The following is a 21,167-nucleotide window of genomic DNA, read 5'->3' as shown; positions in this document are numbered from 1 at the left end:
TCGTTGGTGAGCAACTTCGATGGGGGCGAAGAACATTTTCGTTCGGCTGCAACGCCAGGCTTTCGATACTGTCAACATGCCCTAGCGGCGGTAGCAGCAGAGGTCTAGTATGAGCCGCAACTCACGTCAGCCAGGAGGTAAACCATGTCGGCCAATAAGAAGCCTGTAAATACTCCGTTGCATTTGCTCCAACAGCTGTCGGGCAGCTTGCTCGAACATTTGGAAAACGCTTGTTCCCAAGCCTTGGCTGATGCTGAAAAACTGCTCGCCAAGCTGGAAAAACAACGGGGCAAGGCGCAGGAAAAACTGCACAAATCGCGCACCAAACTGCAGGACGCTGCGGCGGCCGGCAAGGCCAAGGCACAAGCCAAGGCGAAGACCGCGGTCAAGGAACTCGAAGACTTGCTGGACGCCCTGAAAGAGCGTCAGGCACAAACCCGCAGCTACATTCTGCAACTCAAGCGCGATGCCCAGGAGAGCCTGAAACTGGCTCAAGGCGTGGGTCGTGTGAAGGAAGCGGTAGGCAAGGCATTGAGCTCTCGTGATGCCAAGCCGGCAGCGGTAGCAGCTAAAAAACCGGCGGCCAAGCCTGCTGCCAAGGCACCGGCCAAACCTGTTGCCAAGCCGGCGGCGAAAAAACCTGTTGCTGCCAGTGCAGCCAAGCCCGCCGCGGCCAAAACCGCAGCTGCCAAACCAGCGGCCAAGCCTGTTGCCGGCAAAGCGGCGGCTGCCAAACCGGTAGCTGCCAAGCCAGCCGCCAAGCCCGCTGCGAAGCCTGCGACCAAAGCCGCTGCGGCCAAGCCAGCTGCTAAACCTGCCGCCAAGCCCGTAGCCGCCAAGCCAGCAGCGAAACCTGCTGCCACCAAGACCGCTGCGGCTAAACCGGCTGCCGCCAAACCGGCCGCTAAACCAGCAGCGAAACCCGCCGCTACAAAAGCTCCGGCCAAACCTGCGAGCAAACCTGCAGCTGCCAAGCCAGCCGCGGCATCGGCGGCCAAGCCTGCCGCCAAACCCGCAGCAAAACCCGCTGCCAAGCCGGCCGCGAAAAAGCCTGCTGCCAAGCCCGCAGCCGCCAAGCCTGCTGTAGCCAAGCCTGCTGTAGCCAAGCCAACTGCTCCAGTTGCCAAACCTGCAGCTCCCGCGCCCGCAGCGGCCAAGCCTGCAACTCCTGCTCCGGCTGCCTCGCCGGCACCAGCTGCAAGTGCACCTGCTGTTCCTGCGTCGGCTCCAGCCAGCAACCCTTCCAGCGCTTCCTAAGCGCCGGCCACCGCGATGCGCAGTACCTGCAGCGCATTGCGGTTCCGGACGGCGGCTTCGGCCGCCAGTCCTTCCAGCCAGTCATTCAGGCTCCGGGCCTGAGCTTCGGGCCACTTTCGTGCCCCTTCCTGCAGACGCAGCAGCAACTGCCGTTCGGCATCCAGCTCCAGGGCCTTGAGTTGTTCGCGCAAGGTGCTCAGTTGCACGTCGCTGGCCGCGGCGGCTCGCCACTCAATCCGCAGTTTGCGCAGGGGTTCGACCACCTCCTGATACCAGGGCGCAGCCAACTCTTCGAGCGCTTGCAGGCGCTGCTTATCGCAGTCGACCCCCCTTTGGCCAAGCCAGGCGCCACAGAGCAACAGACAGACATTGGCCCCGCCATCCTGCAGTTGCAGGCAGGCCTCCTGCACACCGGGCAGGGCGTAGGTCTTCAGGGCAAAGCTCCACAGGTCAGGGGACATATTGCTACTCGCGCCAGTTGCTAGCGAAGCTGGTAGACTCCGCCGCCATTATGATTCGACTTCAGAACCTGACTTTACAGCGTGGCCCGCAACGTCTGCTAGAAGACGCCGAGCTAACCCTGCACGCCGGCCAGAAAGCCGGCCTGATCGGTGCCAACGGCGCCGGCAAATCCAGCCTCTTTGCCTTGCTGCGCGGTGAGCTGCACCCGGACTCGGGTGACTGCTTCCTGCCGGCCGACTGGCGCATCGCCCACATGCGTCAGGAGGTCGATACCCTCGAGCGCCTGGCGGTGGACTATGTGCTCGACGGCGACTTGCGCCTGCGCCAGGTGCAGCGTGACCTGGCCGCTGCAGAAGCGGCCCAGGACGGCGCCGCGCAAGCGCGCTTGCATGCTGAGCTGGACAGCGCCGACGGTTACACCGCCGACGCGCGGGCGCGCAAGCTGCTGGCTGGCCTGGGTTTCACCAACGAGCAGATGGACCGTCAGGTCGGCGACTTCTCCGGGGGCTGGCGGATGCGCCTGAACCTGGCGCAGGCGCTGATGTGTCCCTCGGACCTGCTGCTGCTCGACGAACCTACCAACCACTTGGATCTCGACGCCATCATCTGGCTCGAAGAGTGGCTCAAGGGTTACCCCGGCACCTTGCTCCTGATCTCCCACGATCGGGACTTCCTCGATGCCGTGGTCGATCACGTGGCCCACGTCGACCAGCGCAAGATCACCCTCTATCGCGGTGGCTACAGCGCCTTCGAACGCGCCCGTGCCGAGCGTCTGGCCCAGCAGCAGCAAGCCTACGAGAAGCAGCAGGCGCAGCGCGCGCACATGGAGAGCTACATCGCCCGCTTCAAGGCCCAGGCCACCAAGGCCCGGCAGGCACAGAGCCGGATCAAGGCCCTGGAACGCATGGAGGAGCTGTCGGCGGCCCACGTCGATTCGCCCTTCGATTTCACCTTCCGTGAGTCGACGAAGATCTCCAGCCCGCTGATCGACCTCTCCGATGCCCGCCTGGGCTATGGCGAGCGTGCGGTCCTGGAGAAGGTCAAGCTGCAGCTGACTCCGGGCGCGCGGATCGGCCTGCTGGGGCCCAACGGCGCCGGCAAGTCGACCCTGATCAAGAACCTCTCCGGCGAACTCCAGCCGCTGTCCGGGCGCCTGACCCGGGGCGAGAACACCGTTGTCGGTTACTTCGCCCAGCATCAGCTCGATTCCCTGGACTCCAAGGCCAGCCCCTTGCTGCATCTGCAGCGCCTGGCGCCCACCGAGCGCGAGCAGACCCTGCGCGACTTCCTCGGCGGCTTCGACTTCCGCGGCGCACGGATCGACGAGCCGGTGCTGAACTTCTCCGGCGGTGAAAAAGCCCGTTTGGCTTTGGCGCTGATCGCCTGGGAGCGGCCCAACCTGTTGCTGCTCGACGAACCCACCAACCACCTGGACCTGGAGATGCGCCTGGCCCTGACCATGGCCCTGCAAGAGTTCAGTGGTGCGGTGCTGGTGGTCTCCCACGATCGCCATCTGCTCAAGAGCACCACCGACAACTTCTTCCTGGTGGCCGACGGCAAGGTCGAAGAGTTCGACGGCGACCTGGACGACTACACCCGTTGGCTGGTGGATTACCGCCAGCGCAATGCCCCGGTCAGCAACACGCCGGTGAACCCGGACAAGACCGACAAGAAGGCCCAGCGCCAGGCCGCCGCGGCGTTGCGTCAGCAACTGGCACCGCACAAGCGCGAGGCCGACAAGCTGGAAGCCGAGTTGGGCAAGGTGCATGAACGCCTGGCCAAGATCGAGGCCAGCCTGGGCGACAGCGGTTTGTACGAGGCTGCGCGCAAGGATGAGTTGCGGGATCTGCTGGCCGAGCAGGCCAAGCTCAAGACCCGGGAGTCCGAGCTGGAAGAAGCCTGGATGGAGGCCCTGGAACTGCTGGAAAGCATGCAGGCCGAGTTGGAGGCGCTGTCCTGATGGAGGCGCTGCAATTACCGTTGCCGGCCCAGTGGATCGGCCCGTTGTGGATTGGCGTGCAGATCCTGCTGATCCTCCTGGCGGGCTACCTGGCCCAGCGCTTCGTGGCTCGTGGCCTGACCCGCCTGGGCGAGCGCTACCCGTTCCCGCCGCAGTTGCTGATGCCCCTGCGGGGTGGCCTGCGCTGGCTGATCATGGGCGGCGCGGTGATCTTCGTGCTGGAGCGCCTGGGGGTTTCCGCCACGGTGCTGTGGACCGCCCTTTCAGGCTTCGTCGCCGTGGCGGCGGTGGCCTTCTTCGCCATGTGGAGCGTGCTCTCCAACCTGCTCTGCGCGATCCTGATCTTCACGGTTGGTCCGTTCCGCCTGGGTGACGTGGTGGAGCTGGTGGACACCGTCGACAAGCCTGGGGTCAAGGGCCGGGTCGTGGCGATCAACCTGCTGTACACCACCCTGATCGAAGCCGAGGAAGCCGGCACCGGCAGCGCCATGGTCCAGGTGCCCAACAGCCTGTTCTTCCAGCGCTCGGTGCGCCGCTGGCGTGGCACTGATGTGCTGCCCGTGGGCAGCGGCGAGAAGTAACCCCTTCCTCTGTAGCCGCTGCATCACCTTTGGGCGAAAAAAATATGGTCAGCCGCCAAGCGGAGGATTAGCTTAGGCAGTCACGACCAATTCGATCCGAGGTGTGCGATGGTGCTTGAGACATGGCTGGCGTTCTTTGCCGCCAGTTGGGTAATCAGTCTTTCCCCGGGCGCCGGCGCCATTGCGTCGATGTCCTGCGGCCTGCAATACGGTTTCTGGCGCGGCTACTGGAACGCCCTGGGGCTGCAACTGGGCCTGGCCATGCAGATTGCCATTGTCGCGGCCGGTGTCGGGGCCATTCTCGCGGCCTCTGCCACGGCCTTCTATGCCATCAAGTGGTTCGGTGTGGCCTACCTGGTGTACCTGGCGGTCAAGCAGTGGCGCGCGCTGCCCAGCGACCTCAGTGATGACGCCGCCATTCGCCCCATCGGCAAGCCCCTGGCCCTGGTGTTTCGCGGTTTCCTGGTAAACATCAGCAACCCCAAGGCGCTGGTGTTCATGCTGGCGGTGTTGCCGCAGTTCATCGATCCCCATGCCCCCCTGGTCAAGCAGTACCTGATTCTCGGCGCCACCATGATCGTGGTCGACCTGATCGTCATGGCCGGCTATACGGGGCTGGCGTCCAAGGTCCTGCGCCTGTTGCGCACCCCGGTCCAGCAGCGGCGGATGAACCGCACCTTCGCCGGCCTGTTCCTCGGCGCCGCCGGTTTTCTGGCAACTATCCGCAAAGCGGCGGCCTAGGTTTGCAGGAACAAGAAAAGGCGACCCACCGGGTCGCCTTTTTCGTTTGCGTGCGGTTTAGCGCAGGATCACTGGCGCCGTGTCCGGCGGCTGGTTGTTGTGCATCGGCGCTTGGCGCGGTTGCTCGCAGCTGTCACGACCCAACTGCCGGGTGACGTCTTCGCCCAGGGGCTTGGACACTTTGCACAAGCAAGGAGAGCGGGTGCTACCTGGGCGTGAGGCTGGTGGCCTGTGAGCGAAGATGTTTCAGCGGGGCTGATAAGCCTTGAGTGAAACCCGTTGGGAGGGAACAATATGTTACTTCTTATTTCCCTTTGAGATTTATTCATGATTGCCCCTTCCCGTTTACTGGCGTTGCTAGTGTTGCCGGTGCTGGCGCTTTTCAGCTTCAACCTGCTGGCCGATACCGTCGACGGCGCGCCCAAGGCCCTGCATCTGCTGGATTACATTGGCGCGGACTATCCCGCCACGGTCGAGGGGGGCAAGGTCATTGACGAGTCCGAGTACCGTGAGCAGGTGGAGTTTCTCGGCGTCCTGCAGGGGTTGATCGCCGATCTGCCGACCAAACCGGAAAAGGCTGAACTGGAGCAAGGCGTTGTCAGCCTGCGCAAAGCGGTGGATGACCGCGTCGATGGCAATCAGGTAGCTCGCCAGGCGCGGCAGATGGGGGCCCGGCTGGCGGTGGCCTATGAGGTCAGCCAGGCGCCGATCATCACCCCGGATCCGACCCGTGGCGCGCCGTTGTACGCCCAGCACTGCTCGGTATGCCATGGCGAGCAGGGCGCCGGCGATGGTCCGGCGGGCGTGGGCATGACCCCACCACCGGCCAACCTGCGGGATGTCGAACGTCTCGACCGCCTGAGCCTGTATGCCATCTACAACACCCTGGGGTTGGGCGTGGAAGGCACCGACATGCCGTCCTTCGCTGATCAACTGGATGATCGCCAGCGTTGGGACCTGGCCACCTACATCGCCAGTTTCAGCGCCGACCCTGCGGCCGCCAAGGGCGAGCAGAGCTTCAACCTGGCCGACCTGGCCCGGCAGACACCGGGTGAAGTACTGGCCGCCCAGGGACCGCAGGCAGCCGCGACTTTCCGTGCCCAGCGGGCCCAGCCGCCTCAGGTCAAACGGGGGCCGGCGCAGTTGCTGGACTACACCGCATCGACCCTGGACAAGAGCCTGGCGGCCTATCGCAGCGGTGATCACGAACAGGCCTACGATCTGTCGGTAGCGGCGTACCTGGAAGGTTTCGAGCTGGTAGAAAGCTCCCTGGACAACGTCGATGCCAACGTCCGCAAAGACACCGAAAAGGCCCTGATGGCCTACCGGCAGTCGTTGCAGGATGGTTTGCCGGTGGCCCAGGCCGAACAGCGTCTGGACGCGGCCAAGGCCAAGCTCAAGGAGTCCGCCGAGCTTCTGGGCGGCGACAGCCTGAGCTGGTCTCTGAGCTTTATTTCCGGCCTGCTGATCCTGCTGCGCGAAGGCCTGGAAGCGATCCTGGTGCTGGCGGCCATCCTCGCCTTCCTGCGTAACACAGGCCAGCAATCGGCGGTGCGCAGTGTCAACGTCGGCTGGGGACTGGCCTTGCTGGCCGGCCTGGGTACCTGGGCCTTGGCGGCCTACGTGATCGATGTCAGCGGTTCCCAGCGTGAACTGCTCGAAGGCGCCACCGCGCTGTTCGCCAGTGTCATGGTGCTGTGGCTCGGGGTGTGGATGCATGACCGCCGGCATGCGGCGGCCTGGCAGGACTACATCAAGAGCAGCCTGGTGGGCGGCGGCGGGCGATTCGGCTTTGCGGTGCTGGCGTTCTTCTCGGTCTATCGCGAGCTGTTCGAAGTGATCCTGTTCTACGAAACCCTGTGGCTGCAGGCCGGCCCTGCCGGGCACAACGCGGTACTGGCCGGTGGCGCCACCGCCCTGGTGCTGCTGGTGGGGCTGGCCTGGGTGATCCTGCGGGGCTCGGCCAAGCTGCCCCTGGCGCTGTTCTTCGGCATCAACGCGGCACTGCTCTGCGCCTTGTCGGTGGTGTTCGCCGGGCACGGCGTCAAGGCGTTGCAGGAAGCGGGTATCTTCGGTACGCGGCCAGTGCCGTTCTTCGACTTCGACTGGCTGGGTATTCATGCCGACGCCTACTCGCTGGGTGCCCAGGCGGTGGCGATCCTGGCGATCGTGGTGCTCTACAGCCGCAGCCGCATGAGTGAGAAGCGCCGCGTGCAGGCTTCCTGAGCCGGCGTAGTTGATTGCGGGCAAGCCCGCTCCTGAAGGGGCGGCTTGCCCGTTCTGCATTCTGGAGGGAGAACATTCAATGCGTGTCTGGATCGATGCCGATGCCTGCCCCAAGGCGGCCAAGGATCAAGTAGTGCGCTTCGCCCTGAAGCGCCAGTTCGAAGTGGTGCTGGTGGCCGGACAGGCGCAGATCAAGCCGGCCTTTGCTTGCGTCAGGCTGATCGTGGTGCCCAGCGGCCCGGATGCCGCCGACGATTACCTGGTGGAGCACGCAGTGCCTGGTGAACTGGTGATCTGCAGTGACGTGCCGCTGGCCGACCGTCTGGTGAAAAAGGGCGTGGCGGCCCTGGACCCGCGGGGCAAGGAGTTCGACGCACAGAACATGGGCGAGCGCCTGGCGGTGCGCAACCTGTTTACCGACCTGCGTGAACAGGGGCAGGTCAGTGGTGGGCAAGCGCCCTATGGCGAGCGGGAAAAACAGGCCTTCGCCAACGCCCTGGACCGCATCCTGACGCGCTTGGCGCGCCAGGCCTGAGGGGCGCTCGCTAGAGGCTCACTTGTCGCCTTCGTGGGTCAGCTCCAGCACCCGGTCCACCAGTTTGTTGATGCCCGAGGCCGCTTCGCTGATGGATTTCGCCAGCATGTAGGCGGGGGTGCTCACCAGTTTGCGCGCCTTGTCTTCGATGATCTCGCCCACCGCACATTCGGTGTGGGTGGCGCCCATCTTGCCCAGGGCGGATGCGGTGTCGGCATCGTTGCCGATGGTGCAGGTCACGCCAGGGCCGTAGATCTTCGCGGCCATGGCCGGGGCGATGCACATCAGGCCCACCGGCTTGCCGGCTTCGGCAAAGGCTTCGGCCAGGGCCAGGACGTCGGCCTGGACTGTGCAGGCAGCGCCTTCGGTGGCGAAGCTGGAGAGGTTCTTGGCTGCCCCGAAGCCACCGGGAATGATCAGCGCATCGAAGTCTTCGACGCGGGCTTCGCGCAGGTCCTTGACCTCACCCCGGGCGATGCGCGCCGATTCCACCAGCACGTTGCGGGTCTCGGCCATGGTTTCGCCGGTCAGGTGGTTGAGCACATGCATCTGGGGGATGTTCGGGGCGAAGCACTGCACCTGGGCGCCGCGTTGGTCGAGGCGCAGCAGGGTGATCACGCTTTCGTGGATTTCGGCGCCGTCGAACACGCCGCAACCGGAAAGGATCACTGCAACTTTTTTGCTCATGGGTTTTTCTCCAGATTCATGGCGCTAAATGTCCGCCTGTTTGTCACACCTGGCCATAGGGGGATGGAGTCGTCGGACCTAATCTTGGTTATCGATATCGATCGGGTCGCGCCATGAACCTCATCCTCTATGCGGTGCCGTTTTTCTTTGTGTTGATTGTTGCTGAATTGTTGGCCGATCGCTGGCGGGGAGTGAATAACTACCGGGTTGCCGATGCGGTCAATAGCATCAGCACCGGCGTGTTGTCCACCACCACGGGCCTGCTGACCAAGGGGCTGGGACTGGTCACTTATACCTTCGCCCTCCAGCATTGGGGGCTGTTCGAGCTGTCGGCGCACAGCCTCTGGGTGTGGATCGGGGCCTTTGTCCTGTACGACTTCTGCTACTACTGGCTGCATCGCTGCGGTCATGAACGCAATATCCTCTGGGCCGCTCACTCGGTGCACCACCAGAGCGAGGATTACAACCTCTCCACGGCTCTGCGCCAGACCAGCACCGGCTTCCTGTTGAGCTGGATCTTCTACCTGCCCCTGGCGGTACTCGGGGTGCCGCTGGTGGTGTTCGTCACGGTGGCAGCCCTCAATCTGCTGTATCAGTTCTGGGTGCATACCCGGCACATCGGCAAGCTGGGCTGGTATGAATGGTTCTTCGTGACCCCCTCCAATCACCGGGCCCATCACGCGCAGAACGCTCTTTATATGGATCGCAACTACGGCGGGGTGTTCATTCTCTGGGACCGGCTGTTCGGCACCTACCAGGAAGAGGACGACAACGAGCCCGTGGTGTTCGGCGTGACGACCCCGCTGGCCAGTTGGAACCCGCTGTGGGCCAATCTGCAGTTCTATGCCCAGCTCTGGAATGATGCCCGGCGCACCGAGCATGTGCGGGACAAGCTGCGGATCTGGTTCATGCGCACCGGCTGGCGCCCGGCGGATGTGCAGGCCCGTTATCCCCTGGCCAAGCCGGAGCTGAGCCAGTTTCGCAAATTCGAGGTGGCCCTGGATGTGCGGCGTCAGATGTACGTGGTGCTGCAGTTCGCGGTGTATGTAGCCCTGGGCAGCTACCTGATGAATGCCCAGAGCAGCCTGTCGGTCCAGGCACTGCTGCTGGGCGGGGGCGCGATGGCCTTGGGTCTGTTCGTACTGGGCGCGGCTCTGGAGGATCGGCCCTGGAGCCTGAAACTGGAAGGGGCGCGGCTGCTGCTGAATCTGCCCCTGGTATGGCTGGCGCCGCTGGTCGGTCTGTGGCCGGCCAGCCCCCTGGCCTGGGTGGCGCTGGGCAGCTACAGCCTGCTGAGTGTCTGCGGGCTGTATGGCTGCGGCTCGCGTGTTACTCGGCTGGCGTCTTAGGTTCCCGGGCGGAGGCCTGTTCGGCTTCGTAGATCTGCTTGGCCAGGCGTGCGTTCTTGAAGCGCCGGCGCAGCCACAGGCCGAAGCCCAGGACCAGCAGGGCGCCCAGCACCCACAGCTCGTACTTCTTGATGCTGCCGAGCATGCCTTCCATGACTGCGCCGAAATGGTAGGCCGCCTGGGCCAGGGCTATGGCCCAGATCGCTGCGCCGATACCGTTGAGCAGCAGGTAGCGGCCCGGCGGATAGCCGGACAGGCCGATGGCCACCGGCATCACGGTGCGTAGCCCGTAGACGAAGCGAAAGCTCAGTACCCAGATATCCGGGTGCTTGCGGATATGCTCCAGCGCCCGGTCACCCATCATTTGCCAGCGCGGTTTGCGCGCCAGCAGCTTGCGGCCATGCTTGCGCCCCAGGAAGTACCACAGCTGGTCACCGGCGTAGCTGCCGAAGAAGGCAACCACCATCACCAGGTTGATATCCATGTATCCGCGGAACGCGAGAAATCCGGCAAGAACCAGAATGGTTTCGCCTTCGAAAAACGTGCCGAGAAAGAGGGCGAAGTAGCCGAAATCCTGAAGAAATTGTTGGAGCATTGTCTGGATGCTGGCGAAATGAACGCGCAGCCTACCCCTTCGACGACGTTCGGGAAAGTATCGAAATGTGTCTCGACGTGAACAATCCGGCCAATGACAATGAGTGTTGCTGCCGGTCAACAGCTTGAGCACAACTGTCATCTGTTCGTCATAATGCCCGCTTATAACTGTCCCGCTCGTCCGCCAGCGCGAGCCCTGGAGTCCGCCGTGAGCTTTACCCCCGCCAACCGCCTGTTTCCAGCCACTCGTCTGCGGCGCAACCGTCGCGATGACTTTTCCCGCCGTCTGGTGCGGGAAAACCGCCTGAGCGTGGATGACCTGATCCTGCCGGTGTTCGTGCTCGAGGGTGAGAATCGCCGCGAAGCGGTGGCTTCGATGCCGGGTGTGGAGCGCCTGACCATCGACCTGTTGCTGGAAGAGGCGGCGCTCTGGGTCGATCTGGGGATTCCGGCCCTGGCGCTGTTCCCGGTGACGCCGGCCGGGCTCAAGTCCCTGGATGCGGCCGAGGCCTGGAACCCCGACGGCATCGCCCAGCGTGCCACCCGCGCCCTGCGCGAACGCTTTCCGGCCCTGGGGGTGATCACCGACGTTGCCCTTGACCCGTTCACTACCCATGGCCAGGACGGCATCCTCGACGAACAGGGTTATGTGCAGAACGACATCACCGTCGACGCCCTGGTGCGCCAGGCCCTGTCCCATGCCGAGGCCGGCGCCCAGGTGGTGGCACCGTCGGACATGATGGACGGGCGGGTCCAGGCGATCCGCGAGGCCCTGGAACTGGCCGGGCATGCCAACGTGCGCATCATGGCTTACTCGGCCAAGTACGCCAGCGCCTACTACGGCCCCTTCCGCGATGCGGTGGGCTCGGCGCTGAACCTGGGCAAGGCCGACAAGGCCTCGTACCAGATGGACCCGGCCAACGGCCAGGAAGCCCTGCATGAAGTGGCGGCGGACCTCGCCGAAGGCGCGGACATGGTCATGGTCAAGCCGGGCATGCCGTACCTGGACATCCTCTGGCGGGTCAAAGATGAATTCAAGGTGCCGACCTTTGTCTATCAGGTCAGCGGCGAATACGCCATGCACATGGCAGCAATCCAGAATGGTTGGTTGGGTGAGGGGGTTATTCTTGAATCCCTGACCGCTTTTAAACGTGCAGGTGCCGATGGCATCCTGACTTACTTTGCCGTTCGTGCTGCTCAATTGTTACGAGAGCAAAAATAGCCCTCCCAGGAACACGCGATGAATACTGAAGGACTCTCAGAAGTTGCCGTAAAAGAAGCTCAGCCGGTGGTCGAGCAAGTGGTGGAGACCCCGCCGGAGCTGGAGCCAGTGGCCCCGGCCGCGGTGGCCGAGACGCAACCGGCACCGGCCATCGTCATTCCCAACCTGGATGACAGCAGCCTGTACATCCACCGCGAGCTGTCGCAGCTGCAATTCAACATCCGCGTGCTGGAGCAGGCACTGGATGAGTCCTATCCGTTGCTGGAGCGCCTGAAGTTCCTGCTGATCTTCTCCAGCAACCTGGACGAGTTCTTCGAGATCCGCGTGGCGGGCCTGAAGAAGCAGATCACCTTCGCTCGCGAACAGGCCGGTGCCGACGGCCTGCAGCCGCACCAGGCGCTGGCGCGCATCAGCGAACTGGTGCACGGGCATGTCGACCGCCAGTACGCGATCCTCAACGACATCCTGTTGCCGGAACTGGAAAAACATCAGATCCGCTTCATCCGTCGCCGCTACTGGACCACCAAGCTCAAGACCTGGGTTCGCCGCTATTTCCGCGACGAGATCGCGCCGATCATCACCCCCATCGGCCTGGACCCGACGCACCCGTTCCCATTGCTGGTGAACAAGAGCCTGAACTTCATCGTCGAGCTGGAAGGCATCGACGCCTTCGGGCGCGATTCGGGCCTGGCGATCATCCCCGCGCCGCGCCTGCTGCCGCGGATCATCAAGGTGCCGGAAGAAGTCGGCGGCCCTGGCGACAACTATGTGTTCCTCTCGTCGATGATCCACGCCCACGCCGATGACCTGTTCCAGGGCATGAAGGTAAAAGGCTGCTATCAGTTCCGCCTGACCCGAAACGCCGACCTGGCAGTGGACACCGAGGACGTCGAAGACCTGGCCCGTGCGCTGCGCGGCGAGCTGTTCTCCCGTCGCTACGGTGACGCGGTGCGCCTGGAAGTGGCCGACACCTGCCCCAAGCACCTGTCGGACTACCTGCTCAAGCAGTTCAACCTGCACGAGACCGAGCTGTACCAGGTCAACGGCCCGGTGAACCTGACGCGGCTGTTCAGCATCACCGGCCTGGACAGCCACCCGGAGCTGCAATACATCCCGTTCACCCCGCAGATCCCCAAGCTGCTGCAGAACAGCGAGAACATCTTCAGCGTCATCAGCAAGCAGGACATCCTGCTGCTGCACCCGTTCGAATCCTTCACCCCGGTGGTCGACCTGCTGCGCCAGGCTGCCAAGGACCCGCATGTGCTGGCAGTGCGCCAGACCCTGTACCGCAGTGGTGCCAACTCGGAGATCGTCGACGCCCTGGTGGACGCGGCGCGCAACGGCAAGGAGGTCACCGCGGTGATCGAATTGCGTGCGCGGTTTGACGAAGAGTCCAACCTGCAGATGGCCAGCCGTCTGCAGGCGGCCGGTGCGGTGGTGATCTACGGCGTGGTGGGGTTTAAGACTCACGCCAAGATGATGCTCATCCTGCGTCGCGAAGCCGGCGAGATCGTGCGTTATGCGCACCTGGGCACCGGCAACTACCACGCGGCCAACGCCCGTCTGTACACCGACTACAGTCTGCTGACCTCCGACGATGCCTTGTGCGAGGACGTGGGCAAGCTGTTCAGCCAACTGATCGGCATGGGCAAGACCCTGCGCATGAAGAAGTTGCTGCATGCGCCGTTCACCCTGAAGAAGGGCATGCTCGACATGATCGCCCGGGAGACTCAGTTCGCCCTGGACGGCAAACCGGCGCACATTATCGCCAAGTTCAACTCATTGACCGATCCGAAGATCATTCGCGCGCTGTACAAGGCCAGCCAGTCGGGCGTGCGCATCGACCTGGTGGTGCGTGGCATGTGCTGCCTGCGTCCGGGCATTGCCGGGGTCTCGCACAACATCCACGTGCGCTCGATCATCGGCCGCTTCCTGGAGCACACCCGGGTGTTCTACTTCCTCAATGGCGGCGAGGAACAGATGTTCCTTTCCAGCGCCGACTGGATGGAGCGCAACCTCGACAAGCGGGTCGAGACCTGCTTCCCGGTGGAGGGCAAGAAGCTGATTCTGCGGGTCAAGAAAGAGCTGGAGAGCTATCTCACCGACAACACCCACAGCTGGAGCCTGCAGTCCGACGGCCGCTATATTCGCAACACGCCGACCGGCAACCAGAACCCGCGCAGTGCCCAGGCAACCCTGCTGGAGCGCCTTGGCAGCCCGGTACTGCCGGTGCGCTAAGCGCGTCAGGCGTCGCTGATAATAAAAAGGCCAGCCCGATCACCGGGCTGGCCTTTTTTGTGCGGCTTGCAAGAACTGTGGGCGCTGGCTTGCCAGCGAAGGCGTCCCTGAGGGCGATGCAAGGGGTAGCGGCCTTTTCGTCGGCAAGCCGGCTCCTGCAGCTCCGTGGCAGGGTCAGTTGACGTTGAGCACGATGCCCACCCGGGTCAGCCATTCGGCCTCCAGGGCGAAGTCGGCCTGGGTCAGCTGGTTTTCATCCAGCCAGTTTTCCGGGAACTCCACGTCCAGCTGATCGCCCAGGGCGCTGAGGCTCACCTGAGGCATTTGCTGGGTGCCACGGATGTGATGGAAGAGGATGGCGAAACGCAGCAGCACGCACAGCCGGATCAGCTTGATGCCGTCGTCGCCGAACTCGGCGAATTTTTCCTTGGGGATGTTGCGGCGGTGGCCGCGCACCAGGAGAGCCAGCATCTGCTGGTCTTCCCGGGAGAAACCCGCCAGGTCCGAGTGCTCGATCAGGTAGGCACCGTGCTTGTGGTAGTGATAGTGGGCGATGTCCAGCCCCACTTCATGGACCTTGGCCGCCCAGCCCAGCAGTTCGCGCCAGATGCCGTCTTCCAGGTCCCAGTCCGCGGCCACCTGGTCGAAGGCGCGCAGGGCCTTGCCTTCAACGCGCGAGGCTTGTTCCAGGTCGACGTGGTAGCGCTCCATCAGCGAGCTGAGGGTGCGTTCGCGGACGTCTTCGTGATGATGGCGGCCCAGCAGATCGTAGAGCACGCCTTCACGCAGGGCGCCTTCGCAGTGATCCATGCGTTGCAGTTCCAGGGCGTCGAAGATCGCTTCGAGAATTGCCAGGCCAGCGGGAAAGATCGCCCGGCGGTCGGGCTTGATGCCTTCGAAGTCGATCTTCTCGGCGTCGCCGAGCTTGAACAGCTTGCGCTTGAGCCAGGCCAGCCCTTCGGCGTTGACCTCGCCGCTACCCTGGCCGCCAGCCTTGAGGGCCAGGCCAATGGCGCGAATGGTTCCGGACGAGCCGATGGCTTCGTCCCAGGTCAGGCGATGCAGGGCATGCTCGATGCTCATGATCTCCAGGCGTGCGGCGGTGTAGGCCTGGGCATAGCGGGCAGGGGTGATCTTGCCGTCGCGGAAATAGCGCTGGGTGAAGCTTACGCAGCCCATCTGCAGGCTCTCGCGCAGCAGGGGTTCGAAGCGCTGGCCGATGATGAATTCGGTACTGCCGCCGCCGATGTCGGCCACCAGGCGCTTGCCCGGGGTGTCGGCGAGGGTGTGGGACACCCCGAGGTAGATCAGGCGGGCTTCTTCACGGCCGGAGATGACTTCCACCGGGTGGCCGAGGATTTCCTCGGCACGGCGAATGAACTCGCCGCGGTTGCGGGCTTCGCGCAGGGCGTTGGTGCCGACGATGCGCACCGTGCCCTGGGGCATGCCGTTGATCAGTTGGGCGAAGCGCTTGAGGCAGTCGAGACCGCGCTGCATGGATTCTTCGTTGAGCTGGCGTTCTTCGTCGATGCCGGCGGCCAGTTGAACCTTTTCTCCGAGCCGCTCGAGAATGCGGATTTCACCGTTCCGGGCCTTGGCCACGACCATGTGAAAGCTGTTGGAGCCCAGATCGATCGCGGCGATCAGGGACAGATTCTTGGCTTGGGATTGGGGCATGGTTGGGGGTCTCGGTCGATAACCTCGCCATCCTGCCACGATCAACGGCTCGCGCCAACGCGCAGTGTCCAATGCGTTGATTCAACGCATAAAAGCCTGCGCCGGGGCGGTGGGCCGGCGGTTCCCTGGCCAGTAAAGATCCCGTTCAATCGGGCGAGCCGCTCCTTGGCAGCCAGGCAAAGACCCTGCTGCAACAGGTGCGCGGTGCCGGCCGGGGTTGCCGAATGGCCTGTGCAACCCGCGTAACGTCCCCAGCTGAGCTATACCCAAACTCGTGGGGCACCATAGTTAGAGTCAATCATCTCCGGCTTCCTGAACGCGGGAAGGGCAGATATGATGGGCCACGTTTTTTTGCTTACAACCTGGAGAATTCCATGAGCAGCGATCTTATCAAACACGTCAGCGACGCCAGCTTCGAGGCCGACGTACTCAAAGCCGAAGGCGCTGTACTGGTCGACTACTGGGCCGAGTGGTGCGGCCCATGCAAAATGATCGCTCCGGTTCTGGACGAAATTGCTGAAACCTACAAGGGCAAGCTGACCGTTGCCAAGCTGAACATCGACGAGAACCAGGAAACCCCGGCCAAGCATGGCGTGCGTGGTATCCCGACCTTGATGCTGTTCAAGAACGGCAACGTCGAAGCTACCAAGGTTGGTGCACTGTCGAAGTCGCAACTGGCTGCCTTCCTCGACGCCAACATCTAAGCGTCGATTCGGTACCCTTGAAAAAGCCCCGCAAAATGCGGGGCTTTTTCGTAATTGAGGGCTAGACGCTCTGAAACTCAGGTGTTACATTCGGCCCCGCACTGGTTTCTCCATTGCCCCCTGCAAGCCGTCGCCGACGCTCTCCTTTTCGAATTAGTACGCGATCCTGTCGCCTTCTCTGCGGCGCGGCCTCATTAAGCCAAAAGCTTAATTTCCCCCCTCTATAAATGATTACGTCATTCCTATATGAATCTGACTGAACTCAAGCAAAAGCCGATTACCGAACTGCTCGAATTGGCCGAACAGATGGGCATAGAAAATATGGCCCGTTCGCGCAAGCAGGACGTGATTTTCTCCCTGCTGAAAAAGCACGCGAAAAGCGGTGAGGAAATCTCCGGTGATGGCGTGCTGGAGATCCTCCAGGACGGCTTCGGCTTCCTTCGCTCTGCTGACGCCTCCTATCTTGCTGGCCCGGACGATATCTACGTCTCGCCAAGCCAGATCCGTCGCTTCAACTTGCGCACCGGTGACACCATCGTTGGCAAGATCCGCCCTCCCAAGGAAGGCGAGCGTTACTTCGCGCTGCTCAAGGTCGATACCATCAACTACGACCGCCCAGAGAACGCCAAGAACAAGATTCTGTTCGAAAACCTGACGCCGCTGTTCCCGACCGTGCGCATGAAGATGGAAGCCGGCAACGGTTCCACCGAAGACCTGACCGGTCGTGTGATCGATCTGTGCGCCCCGATCGGTAAAGGCCAGCGTGGTCTGATCGTTGCTCCGCCAAAGGCGGGCAAGACCATCATGCTGCAGAACATCGCGTCGAACATCACGCGCAACAACCCTGAAGTTCATCTGATCGTGCTGCTGATCGACGAGCGTCCGGAAGAAGTGACCGAAATGCAGCGCACTGTGCGCGGCGAAGTGGTCGCCTCCACCTTCGACGAGCCGCCAACCCGCCACGTGCAAGTGGCCGAGATGGTGATCGAGAAGGCCAAGCGCCTGGTTGAACACAAGAAGGACGTGGTGATCCTGCTGGACTCCATCACCCGTCTGGCCCGTGCCTACAACACCGTGATCCCGAGCTCCGGCAAGGTCCTGACCGGTGGTGTCGATGCCCACGCCCTGGAGAAACCGAAGCGTTTCTTCGGCGCCGCGCGGAACATCGAGGAAGGCGGCTCGCTGACCATCATCGCTACGGCGCTGGTTGAAACCGGCTCGAAGATGGATGAAGTGATCTACGAAGAGTTCAAGGGTACCGGCAACATGGAACTGCCCCTGGACCGCAAGATCGCTGAAAAGCGCGTCTTCCCGGCCATCAACATCAACCGTTCCGGCACTCGCCGCGAAGAGTTGCTGACCGCCGACGACGAGCTGCAGCGCATGTGGATCCTGCGCAAACTGCTGCATCCCATGGATGAAGTCGCTGCCATCGAATTCCTGGTCGACAAGTTGAAACAGACCAAGACCAACGATGAGTTCTTCCTGTCGATGAAACGCAAGTAAATCGATCAGGCCAGCAAGAGCCGGGGAAACCCGGCTTTTTGCTATCTGACATTCTCTATTCTGAACCTGTGGGTTCGGCGCTAAACTGCCTGCCCCGAATGCCACGGCGAAAACGAGGCTCACGCATGCAGTATCGCGACTTGCGCGACTTTATCAGCGGCCTGGAACAGCGCTCGGAACTCAAGCGCATCCAGGTTCCGGTGTCCCCAGTGCTGGAAATGACCGAGGTCTGCGATCGCACCTTGCGTGCCAAAGGCCCGGCCCTGCTGTTTGAAAACCCCACCGGTTATGACATCCCCGTGCTCGGCAACCTGTTCGGCACCCCCGAGCGCGTGGCCCTGGGCATGGGCGCCGAAGCGGTCAGCGAACTGCGCGAGATAGGCAAGCTGCTGGCGTTCCTCAAGGAGCCGGAGCCGCCCAAGGGGCTCAAGGACGCCTGGTCCAAGCTGCCGATCTTCCGCAAGATCATTTCCATGGCGCCCAAGGTGGTCAAGGATGCGGTGTGCCAGGAAGTGGTGATCGAAGGCGACGACGTCGACCTTGGCATGCTGCCGGTGCAGACCTGCTGGCCGGGCGATGTCGGCCCGCTGATCACTTGGGGCCTGACCGTGACCAAGGGCCCGAACAAGGACCGGCAGAACCTGGGTATCTATCGTCAGCAGGTGATCGGCCGCAACAAGGTGATCATGCGCTGGCTGAGCCACCGCGGCGGCGCGCTGGATTACCGCGAGTGGTGCGAGAAGCACCCGGGCCAGCCGTTCCCGGTGTCGGTGGCGCTGGGCGCGGACCCGGCGACCATTCTCGGCGCCGTGACCCCGGTGCCGGACAGCCTTTCCGAATACGCCTTCGCCGGCCTGCTGCGGGGCAACCGCACTGAGCTGGTGAAGTGCCGCGGTAACGACCTGCAGGTTCCGGCCACGGCTGAAATCATCCTTGAAGGGGTGATCCATCCCGGCGAGATGGCCGATGAAGGCCCGTACGGTGACCACACCGGCTACTACAACGAGGTCGACAGCTTCCCGGTGTTCACCGTGGAGCGCATCACCCACCGCATCAAGCCGATCTACCACAGCACCTACACCGGCCGGCCGCCCGATGAGCCGGCGATCCTCGGCGTCGCGCTGAACGAGGTCTTCGTGCCGATCCTGCAGAAGCAGTTTCCGGAAATCACCGACTTCTACCTGCCGCCCGAAGGCTGTTCCTACCGCATGGCGGTGGTGACCATGAAGAAGCAGTACCCGGGCCACGCCAAGCGGGTCATGCTGGGTGTCTGGTCGTTTTTGCGACAGTTCATGTACACCAAGTTCGTTATCGTCACCGACGACGATATCAATGCCCGGGACTGGAACGATGTGATCTGGGCCATCACCACGCGCATGGACCCCAAGCGCGACACGGTGATGATCGACAACACCCCGATCGACTACCTCGACTTCGCCTCGCCGGTGTCTGGCCTGGGTTCGAAGATGGGGCTCGATGCGACTCACAAGTGGCCTGGAGAAACCACCCGAGAGTGGGGCCGGGTCATCGTCAAGGATGAGGCGGTCACCCGCCGGATCGATGCCATCTGGAATCAGTTAGGAATAGATTGATGCGTGTAACCTTGCAGCCCTCCGGAGCGGTGCTTGAGACGCTGCCCGGCGAGCGGATTCTCGATGCGGCGCGGCGCCTGGGCTATGAATGCCCGCAGAGCTGCCGCAATGGCAACTGTCATGTCTGTGCGGCGCTGCTGGTGGAGGGCAGCGTGCAGCAAGCTGGCGACGTGCGTGATCACGGCGAGTTCTACACTTGCATTGCAGAGCCGCTGGAAGACTGCATCGTGCTGTGGGATGGCGTCCTTGCGCTGGGAGAATTGCCGGTGCGCAGCCTGTCGTGTCAGCTTACTGAATGCCTGGAGGTCGGCGGCGATGTCTGGCGGGTCAGGCTGCGGGCACCGGCCGGCAAGCCGCCGCGCTATCACGCAGGGCAGTACCTGATGCTGGAGCGGGACAACGGTGAGAAGTCGGCCTTTTCCCTGGCATCGGCGCCTCACAGCGGGCGAGATCTGGAACTGCATGTGCTGGTGCGCGAGAACAGTGCGCAAAGCCTGATGGAGCAACTGCAGCGCAACCGCATGGCTCGGGTGCAGTTGCCTTTTGGCGACACCCACCTGGCCGAGTTGCCGGATGGGCCGCTGGTGCTGATCGCCGCCGGTACCGGCATGGCGCAGATGCACAGCCTGATCGAGCATTGTCGGGCCGCCGGCTTCAAGCATCCGGTGCACCTGTATTGGGGCGTGCGCCGGCCGGAAGATTTCTACCAGCTGGAACACTGGGACGAGTGGCAGCAACTGCCCAACCTCTACCTGCACAAAGTGGTCAGCGACCTGTGTGGCTGGGAGGGGCGCTGCGGCATGCTGCATGAAGCGGTGTGCGAGGACATTACCGACCTGTCGGCGGTACACGTTTACGCCAGCGGCTCGCCGGCGATGATCTACGCCACCCTGGATGCGCTGGTGAGTGCCGGGATGGATGCCCACCAAATGCGCGCCGACGTGTTTGCCTACGCCCCGCGGCCCTGACTGCATCGGGCCTGCGCGGCGCGTTATAACTCTGTATATAGCCTATCGGTATTTATCTAATTAAATAAATGCCGGTAGGTTATATATAAGCCTCCAACTTAAGTGCCACTGCTTAGTGGCACTTAACTTGCCTTTAAACTCATGTGTCTTGCAGTTACTGCCAAGCGTTCTATTAAGTAACTTCTTTTACGCGGGGAGCCGAACGCTATTCGCCATGACAGCCCTTGAATCCAGTTATCTGAATCTGGCTTACCCTCCGCGGCTCGATCTGGGCCCGCAGCTGACGCACGACCAACTTCGCAGTTCCATGCAATCCACCATGGCCCGGCACAAGGGTGGGCCGGTGTGGCTGTTCGCCTACGGTTCACTGATCTGGCGCCCGGAATGCTCGGCGGTCGAACGCAAGCGAGGCAGGGTGCATGGTTATCATCGCGGCCTGTACCTGTGGTCCCACGAGCATCGCGGCACGCCGGAGCTGCCGGGGCTGGTGTTCGGCCTGGATCGTGGCGGCTCCTGCAGCGGCTTCGCCTATCGGCTGCCGGAAGAGCAACTGGACGCCTCGCTGTACGCCCTGTGGCAGCGTGAAATGCCTTATCCCTCCTATCGCCCGCACTGGCTCAACTGCCGCCTTGAGGATGGCAGCCAGGTTCAGGCCCTGGGCTTTGTGCTGGAGCGACACCTGCCCAGCTATGCCGGCAATCTGCCGGACGATGTCCTGAACCAGGTGTTCGAAAGCGCTTGCGGGCGGTATGGCACCACCCGCGATTATGTCGAACAGACGGTCCAGGCCCTGCGCAGCCACGCCATGCCGGATCGCAACCTGGAGGCGCGGCTCAAGCGCTGCAAGGGGGCGGTCGCCCATTGAGGC

19 protein-coding genes are annotated in these 21,167 nt (G+C 63.0%); 14 read left to right on the top strand and 5 right to left on the bottom strand.

The window, feature by feature from the left end:
* Positions 1-144 precede the first annotated feature (144 nt).
* The gene (locus AC1RL5_RS11865) at positions 145-1,257 is read left to right on the top strand and encodes an AlgP family protein (RefSeq protein ID WP_123577220.1); all 1,113 of its coding nucleotides are present in this window, start codon (positions 145-147) and stop codon (positions 1,255-1,257) included.
* On the opposite strand, the gene AC1RL5_RS11860 is transcribed toward AC1RL5_RS11865, so the two are convergent.
* Complete coding sequence (locus AC1RL5_RS11860) at positions 1,254-1,718, bottom strand: TIGR02444 family protein (RefSeq protein ID WP_011064167.1); 465 nt, start codon at positions 1,716-1,718, stop codon at positions 1,254-1,256. The two genes, AC1RL5_RS11865 and AC1RL5_RS11860, sit on opposite strands and share 4 nt — an antisense overlap.
* Positions 1,719-1,768: 50 nt before the next feature.
* Here AC1RL5_RS11860 and AC1RL5_RS11855 point away from each other — a divergent pair, with 50 nt between their 5' ends.
* The 3 genes from AC1RL5_RS11855 (at position 1,769) to AC1RL5_RS11845 (ending at position 5,001) form a co-directional block, all read left to right on the top strand.
* On the top strand, positions 1,769-3,679 hold the full coding sequence (locus tag AC1RL5_RS11855; protein WP_011064166.1) for an ATP-binding cassette domain-containing protein: 1,911 nt from the start codon (positions 1,769-1,771) through the stop codon (positions 3,677-3,679).
* Entirely contained in the window at positions 3,679-4,260 is a 582-nt protein-coding gene (locus tag AC1RL5_RS11850) for a mechanosensitive ion channel family protein (RefSeq protein ID WP_093405491.1), read from the top strand. Before AC1RL5_RS11855 ends, AC1RL5_RS11850 begins: the two co-directional genes overlap by 1 nt.
* Positions 4,261-4,368: 108 nt before the next feature.
* Positions 4,369-5,001: a LysE family transporter gene (locus AC1RL5_RS11845; RefSeq protein WP_011064164.1), complete on the top strand. Its 633-nt coding sequence runs from the start codon at positions 4,369-4,371 to the stop codon at positions 4,999-5,001.
* Positions 5,002-5,058: 57 nt separating this feature from the next.
* Here AC1RL5_RS11845 and AC1RL5_RS11840 read toward each other — a convergent pair whose 3' ends face one another.
* Complete coding sequence (locus AC1RL5_RS11840; protein WP_015637444.1) at positions 5,059-5,181, bottom strand: hypothetical protein; 123 nt, start codon at positions 5,179-5,181, stop codon at positions 5,059-5,061.
* Between the two features lie 147 nt (positions 5,182-5,328).
* Between AC1RL5_RS11840 and AC1RL5_RS11835 the strand changes: the two genes are divergently transcribed.
* Positions 5,329-7,227, top strand: a complete 1,899-nt coding sequence (locus tag AC1RL5_RS11835; protein ID WP_072451843.1) for a cytochrome c/FTR1 family iron permease — start codon at positions 5,329-5,331, stop codon at positions 7,225-7,227.
* Between the two features lie 79 nt (positions 7,228-7,306).
* Positions 7,307-7,762, top strand: coding sequence for a YaiI/YqxD family protein (locus AC1RL5_RS11830; protein ID WP_072451842.1), 456 nt, complete (start codon positions 7,307-7,309; stop codon positions 7,760-7,762).
* 18 nt (positions 7,763-7,780) lie between these two features.
* Here AC1RL5_RS11830 and elbB read toward each other — a convergent pair whose 3' ends face one another.
* A complete protein-coding gene (elbB, locus tag AC1RL5_RS11825) occupies positions 7,781-8,449 on the bottom strand; it encodes an isoprenoid biosynthesis glyoxalase ElbB (RefSeq protein WP_492589327.1) in 669 nt (222 codons plus the stop codon).
* A gap of 113 nt (positions 8,450-8,562) precedes the next feature.
* Between elbB and AC1RL5_RS11820 the strand changes: the two genes are divergently transcribed.
* A complete protein-coding gene (locus AC1RL5_RS11820) occupies positions 8,563-9,798 on the top strand; it encodes a sterol desaturase family protein (RefSeq protein WP_492589329.1) in 1,236 nt (411 codons plus the stop codon).
* Here the strand turns inward: AC1RL5_RS11820 and AC1RL5_RS11815 are convergent.
* Positions 9,779-10,393, bottom strand: coding sequence for a DedA family protein (locus AC1RL5_RS11815; RefSeq protein WP_011064160.1), 615 nt, complete (start codon positions 10,391-10,393; stop codon positions 9,779-9,781). The genes AC1RL5_RS11820 and AC1RL5_RS11815 overlap by 20 nt on opposite strands.
* A gap of 207 nt (positions 10,394-10,600) precedes the next feature.
* On the opposite strand from AC1RL5_RS11815, the gene hemB reads away from it, so the two are divergent.
* Together hemB and ppk1 are read left to right on the top strand one after the other, a co-directional pair.
* The gene (hemB, locus tag AC1RL5_RS11810) at positions 10,601-11,614 is read left to right on the top strand and encodes a porphobilinogen synthase (RefSeq protein ID WP_072451840.1); all 1,014 of its coding nucleotides are present in this window, start codon (positions 10,601-10,603) and stop codon (positions 11,612-11,614) included.
* An 18-nt stretch (positions 11,615-11,632) separates the two neighbouring features.
* Positions 11,633-13,852 (top strand): polyphosphate kinase 1, encoded by a 2,220-nt coding sequence (ppk1, locus tag AC1RL5_RS11805; RefSeq protein ID WP_077934942.1) that lies wholly within the window; start codon positions 11,633-11,635, stop codon positions 13,850-13,852.
* Positions 13,853-14,026: 174 nt separating this feature from the next.
* On the opposite strand, the gene ppx is transcribed toward ppk1, so the two are convergent.
* Positions 14,027-15,529: an exopolyphosphatase gene (ppx, locus tag AC1RL5_RS11800; RefSeq protein WP_011064157.1), complete on the bottom strand. Its 1,503-nt coding sequence runs from the start codon at positions 15,527-15,529 to the stop codon at positions 14,027-14,029.
* A 374-nt stretch (positions 15,530-15,903) separates the two neighbouring features.
* On the opposite strand from ppx, the gene trxA reads away from it, so the two are divergent.
* The 5 genes from trxA (at position 15,904) to AC1RL5_RS11775 (ending at position 21,164) form a co-directional block, all read left to right on the top strand.
* Positions 15,904-16,233: a thioredoxin TrxA gene (trxA, locus tag AC1RL5_RS11795; protein WP_003206727.1), complete on the top strand. Its 330-nt coding sequence runs from the start codon at positions 15,904-15,906 to the stop codon at positions 16,231-16,233.
* A 246-nt stretch (positions 16,234-16,479) separates the two neighbouring features.
* A complete protein-coding gene (gene rho / locus AC1RL5_RS11790; RefSeq protein ID WP_011064156.1) occupies positions 16,480-17,739 on the top strand; it encodes a transcription termination factor Rho in 1,260 nt (419 codons plus the stop codon).
* A 125-nt stretch (positions 17,740-17,864) separates the two neighbouring features.
* Positions 17,865-19,331 (top strand): 4-hydroxy-3-polyprenylbenzoate decarboxylase, encoded by a 1,467-nt coding sequence (ubiD, locus tag AC1RL5_RS11785; protein ID WP_011064155.1) that lies wholly within the window; start codon positions 17,865-17,867, stop codon positions 19,329-19,331.
* Positions 19,331-20,299, top strand: coding sequence for a CDP-6-deoxy-delta-3,4-glucoseen reductase (locus AC1RL5_RS11780; protein ID WP_011064154.1), 969 nt, complete (start codon positions 19,331-19,333; stop codon positions 20,297-20,299). Before ubiD ends, AC1RL5_RS11780 begins: the two co-directional genes overlap by 1 nt.
* A 214-nt stretch (positions 20,300-20,513) precedes the next feature.
* Entirely contained in the window at positions 20,514-21,164 is a 651-nt protein-coding gene (locus AC1RL5_RS11775; RefSeq protein ID WP_041120357.1) for a gamma-glutamylcyclotransferase, read from the top strand.
* The last annotated feature ends 3 nt before the right edge of the window (positions 21,165-21,167 follow it).

This window comes from Pseudomonas sp. GW822-FHT06D10 (assembly GCF_058799535.1).
The sequence above is the reverse complement of the archived record's forward strand: the minus strand, read 5'-3'. Positions and strand labels throughout refer to the sequence as shown.

Bases quoted from the DNA above. Each gene is read 5' to 3' on its own strand.
- AC1RL5_RS11845 (WP_011064164.1), top strand. From the start codon at position 4,369: ATGGTGCTTGAGACATGGCTGGCGTTCTTTGCCGCCAGTTGGGTAATC.
- AC1RL5_RS11815 (WP_011064160.1), bottom strand. From the start codon at position 10,393: ATGCTCCAACAATTTCTTCAGGATTTCGGCTACTTCGCCCTCTTTCTC.
- trxA (WP_003206727.1), top strand. From the start codon at position 15,904: ATGAGCAGCGATCTTATCAAACACGTCAGCGACGCCAGCTTCGAGGCC.
- AC1RL5_RS11830 (WP_072451842.1), top strand. From the start codon at position 7,307: ATGCGTGTCTGGATCGATGCCGATGCCTGCCCCAAGGCGGCCAAGGAT.
- AC1RL5_RS11835 (WP_072451843.1), top strand. From the start codon at position 5,329: ATGATTGCCCCTTCCCGTTTACTGGCGTTGCTAGTGTTGCCGGTGCTG.
- AC1RL5_RS11855 (WP_011064166.1), top strand. From the start codon at position 1,769: ATGATTCGACTTCAGAACCTGACTTTACAGCGTGGCCCGCAACGTCTG.
- AC1RL5_RS11860 (WP_011064167.1), bottom strand. From the start codon at position 1,718: ATGTCCCCTGACCTGTGGAGCTTTGCCCTGAAGACCTACGCCCTGCCC.
- AC1RL5_RS11865 (WP_123577220.1), top strand. From the start codon at position 145: ATGTCGGCCAATAAGAAGCCTGTAAATACTCCGTTGCATTTGCTCCAA.
- elbB (WP_492589327.1), bottom strand. From the start codon at position 8,449: ATGAGCAAAAAAGTTGCAGTGATCCTTTCCGGTTGCGGCGTGTTCGAC.
- AC1RL5_RS11775 (WP_041120357.1), top strand. From the start codon at position 20,514: ATGACAGCCCTTGAATCCAGTTATCTGAATCTGGCTTACCCTCCGCGG.
- rho (WP_011064156.1), top strand. From the start codon at position 16,480: ATGAATCTGACTGAACTCAAGCAAAAGCCGATTACCGAACTGCTCGAA.
- ubiD (WP_011064155.1), top strand. From the start codon at position 17,865: ATGCAGTATCGCGACTTGCGCGACTTTATCAGCGGCCTGGAACAGCGC.
- AC1RL5_RS11850 (WP_093405491.1), top strand. From the start codon at position 3,679: ATGGAGGCGCTGCAATTACCGTTGCCGGCCCAGTGGATCGGCCCGTTG.
- ppk1 (WP_077934942.1), top strand. From the start codon at position 11,633: ATGAATACTGAAGGACTCTCAGAAGTTGCCGTAAAAGAAGCTCAGCCG.
- AC1RL5_RS11820 (WP_492589329.1), top strand. From the start codon at position 8,563: ATGAACCTCATCCTCTATGCGGTGCCGTTTTTCTTTGTGTTGATTGTT.
- ppx (WP_011064157.1), bottom strand. From the start codon at position 15,529: ATGCCCCAATCCCAAGCCAAGAATCTGTCCCTGATCGCCGCGATCGAT.
- AC1RL5_RS11780 (WP_011064154.1), top strand. From the start codon at position 19,331: ATGCGTGTAACCTTGCAGCCCTCCGGAGCGGTGCTTGAGACGCTGCCC.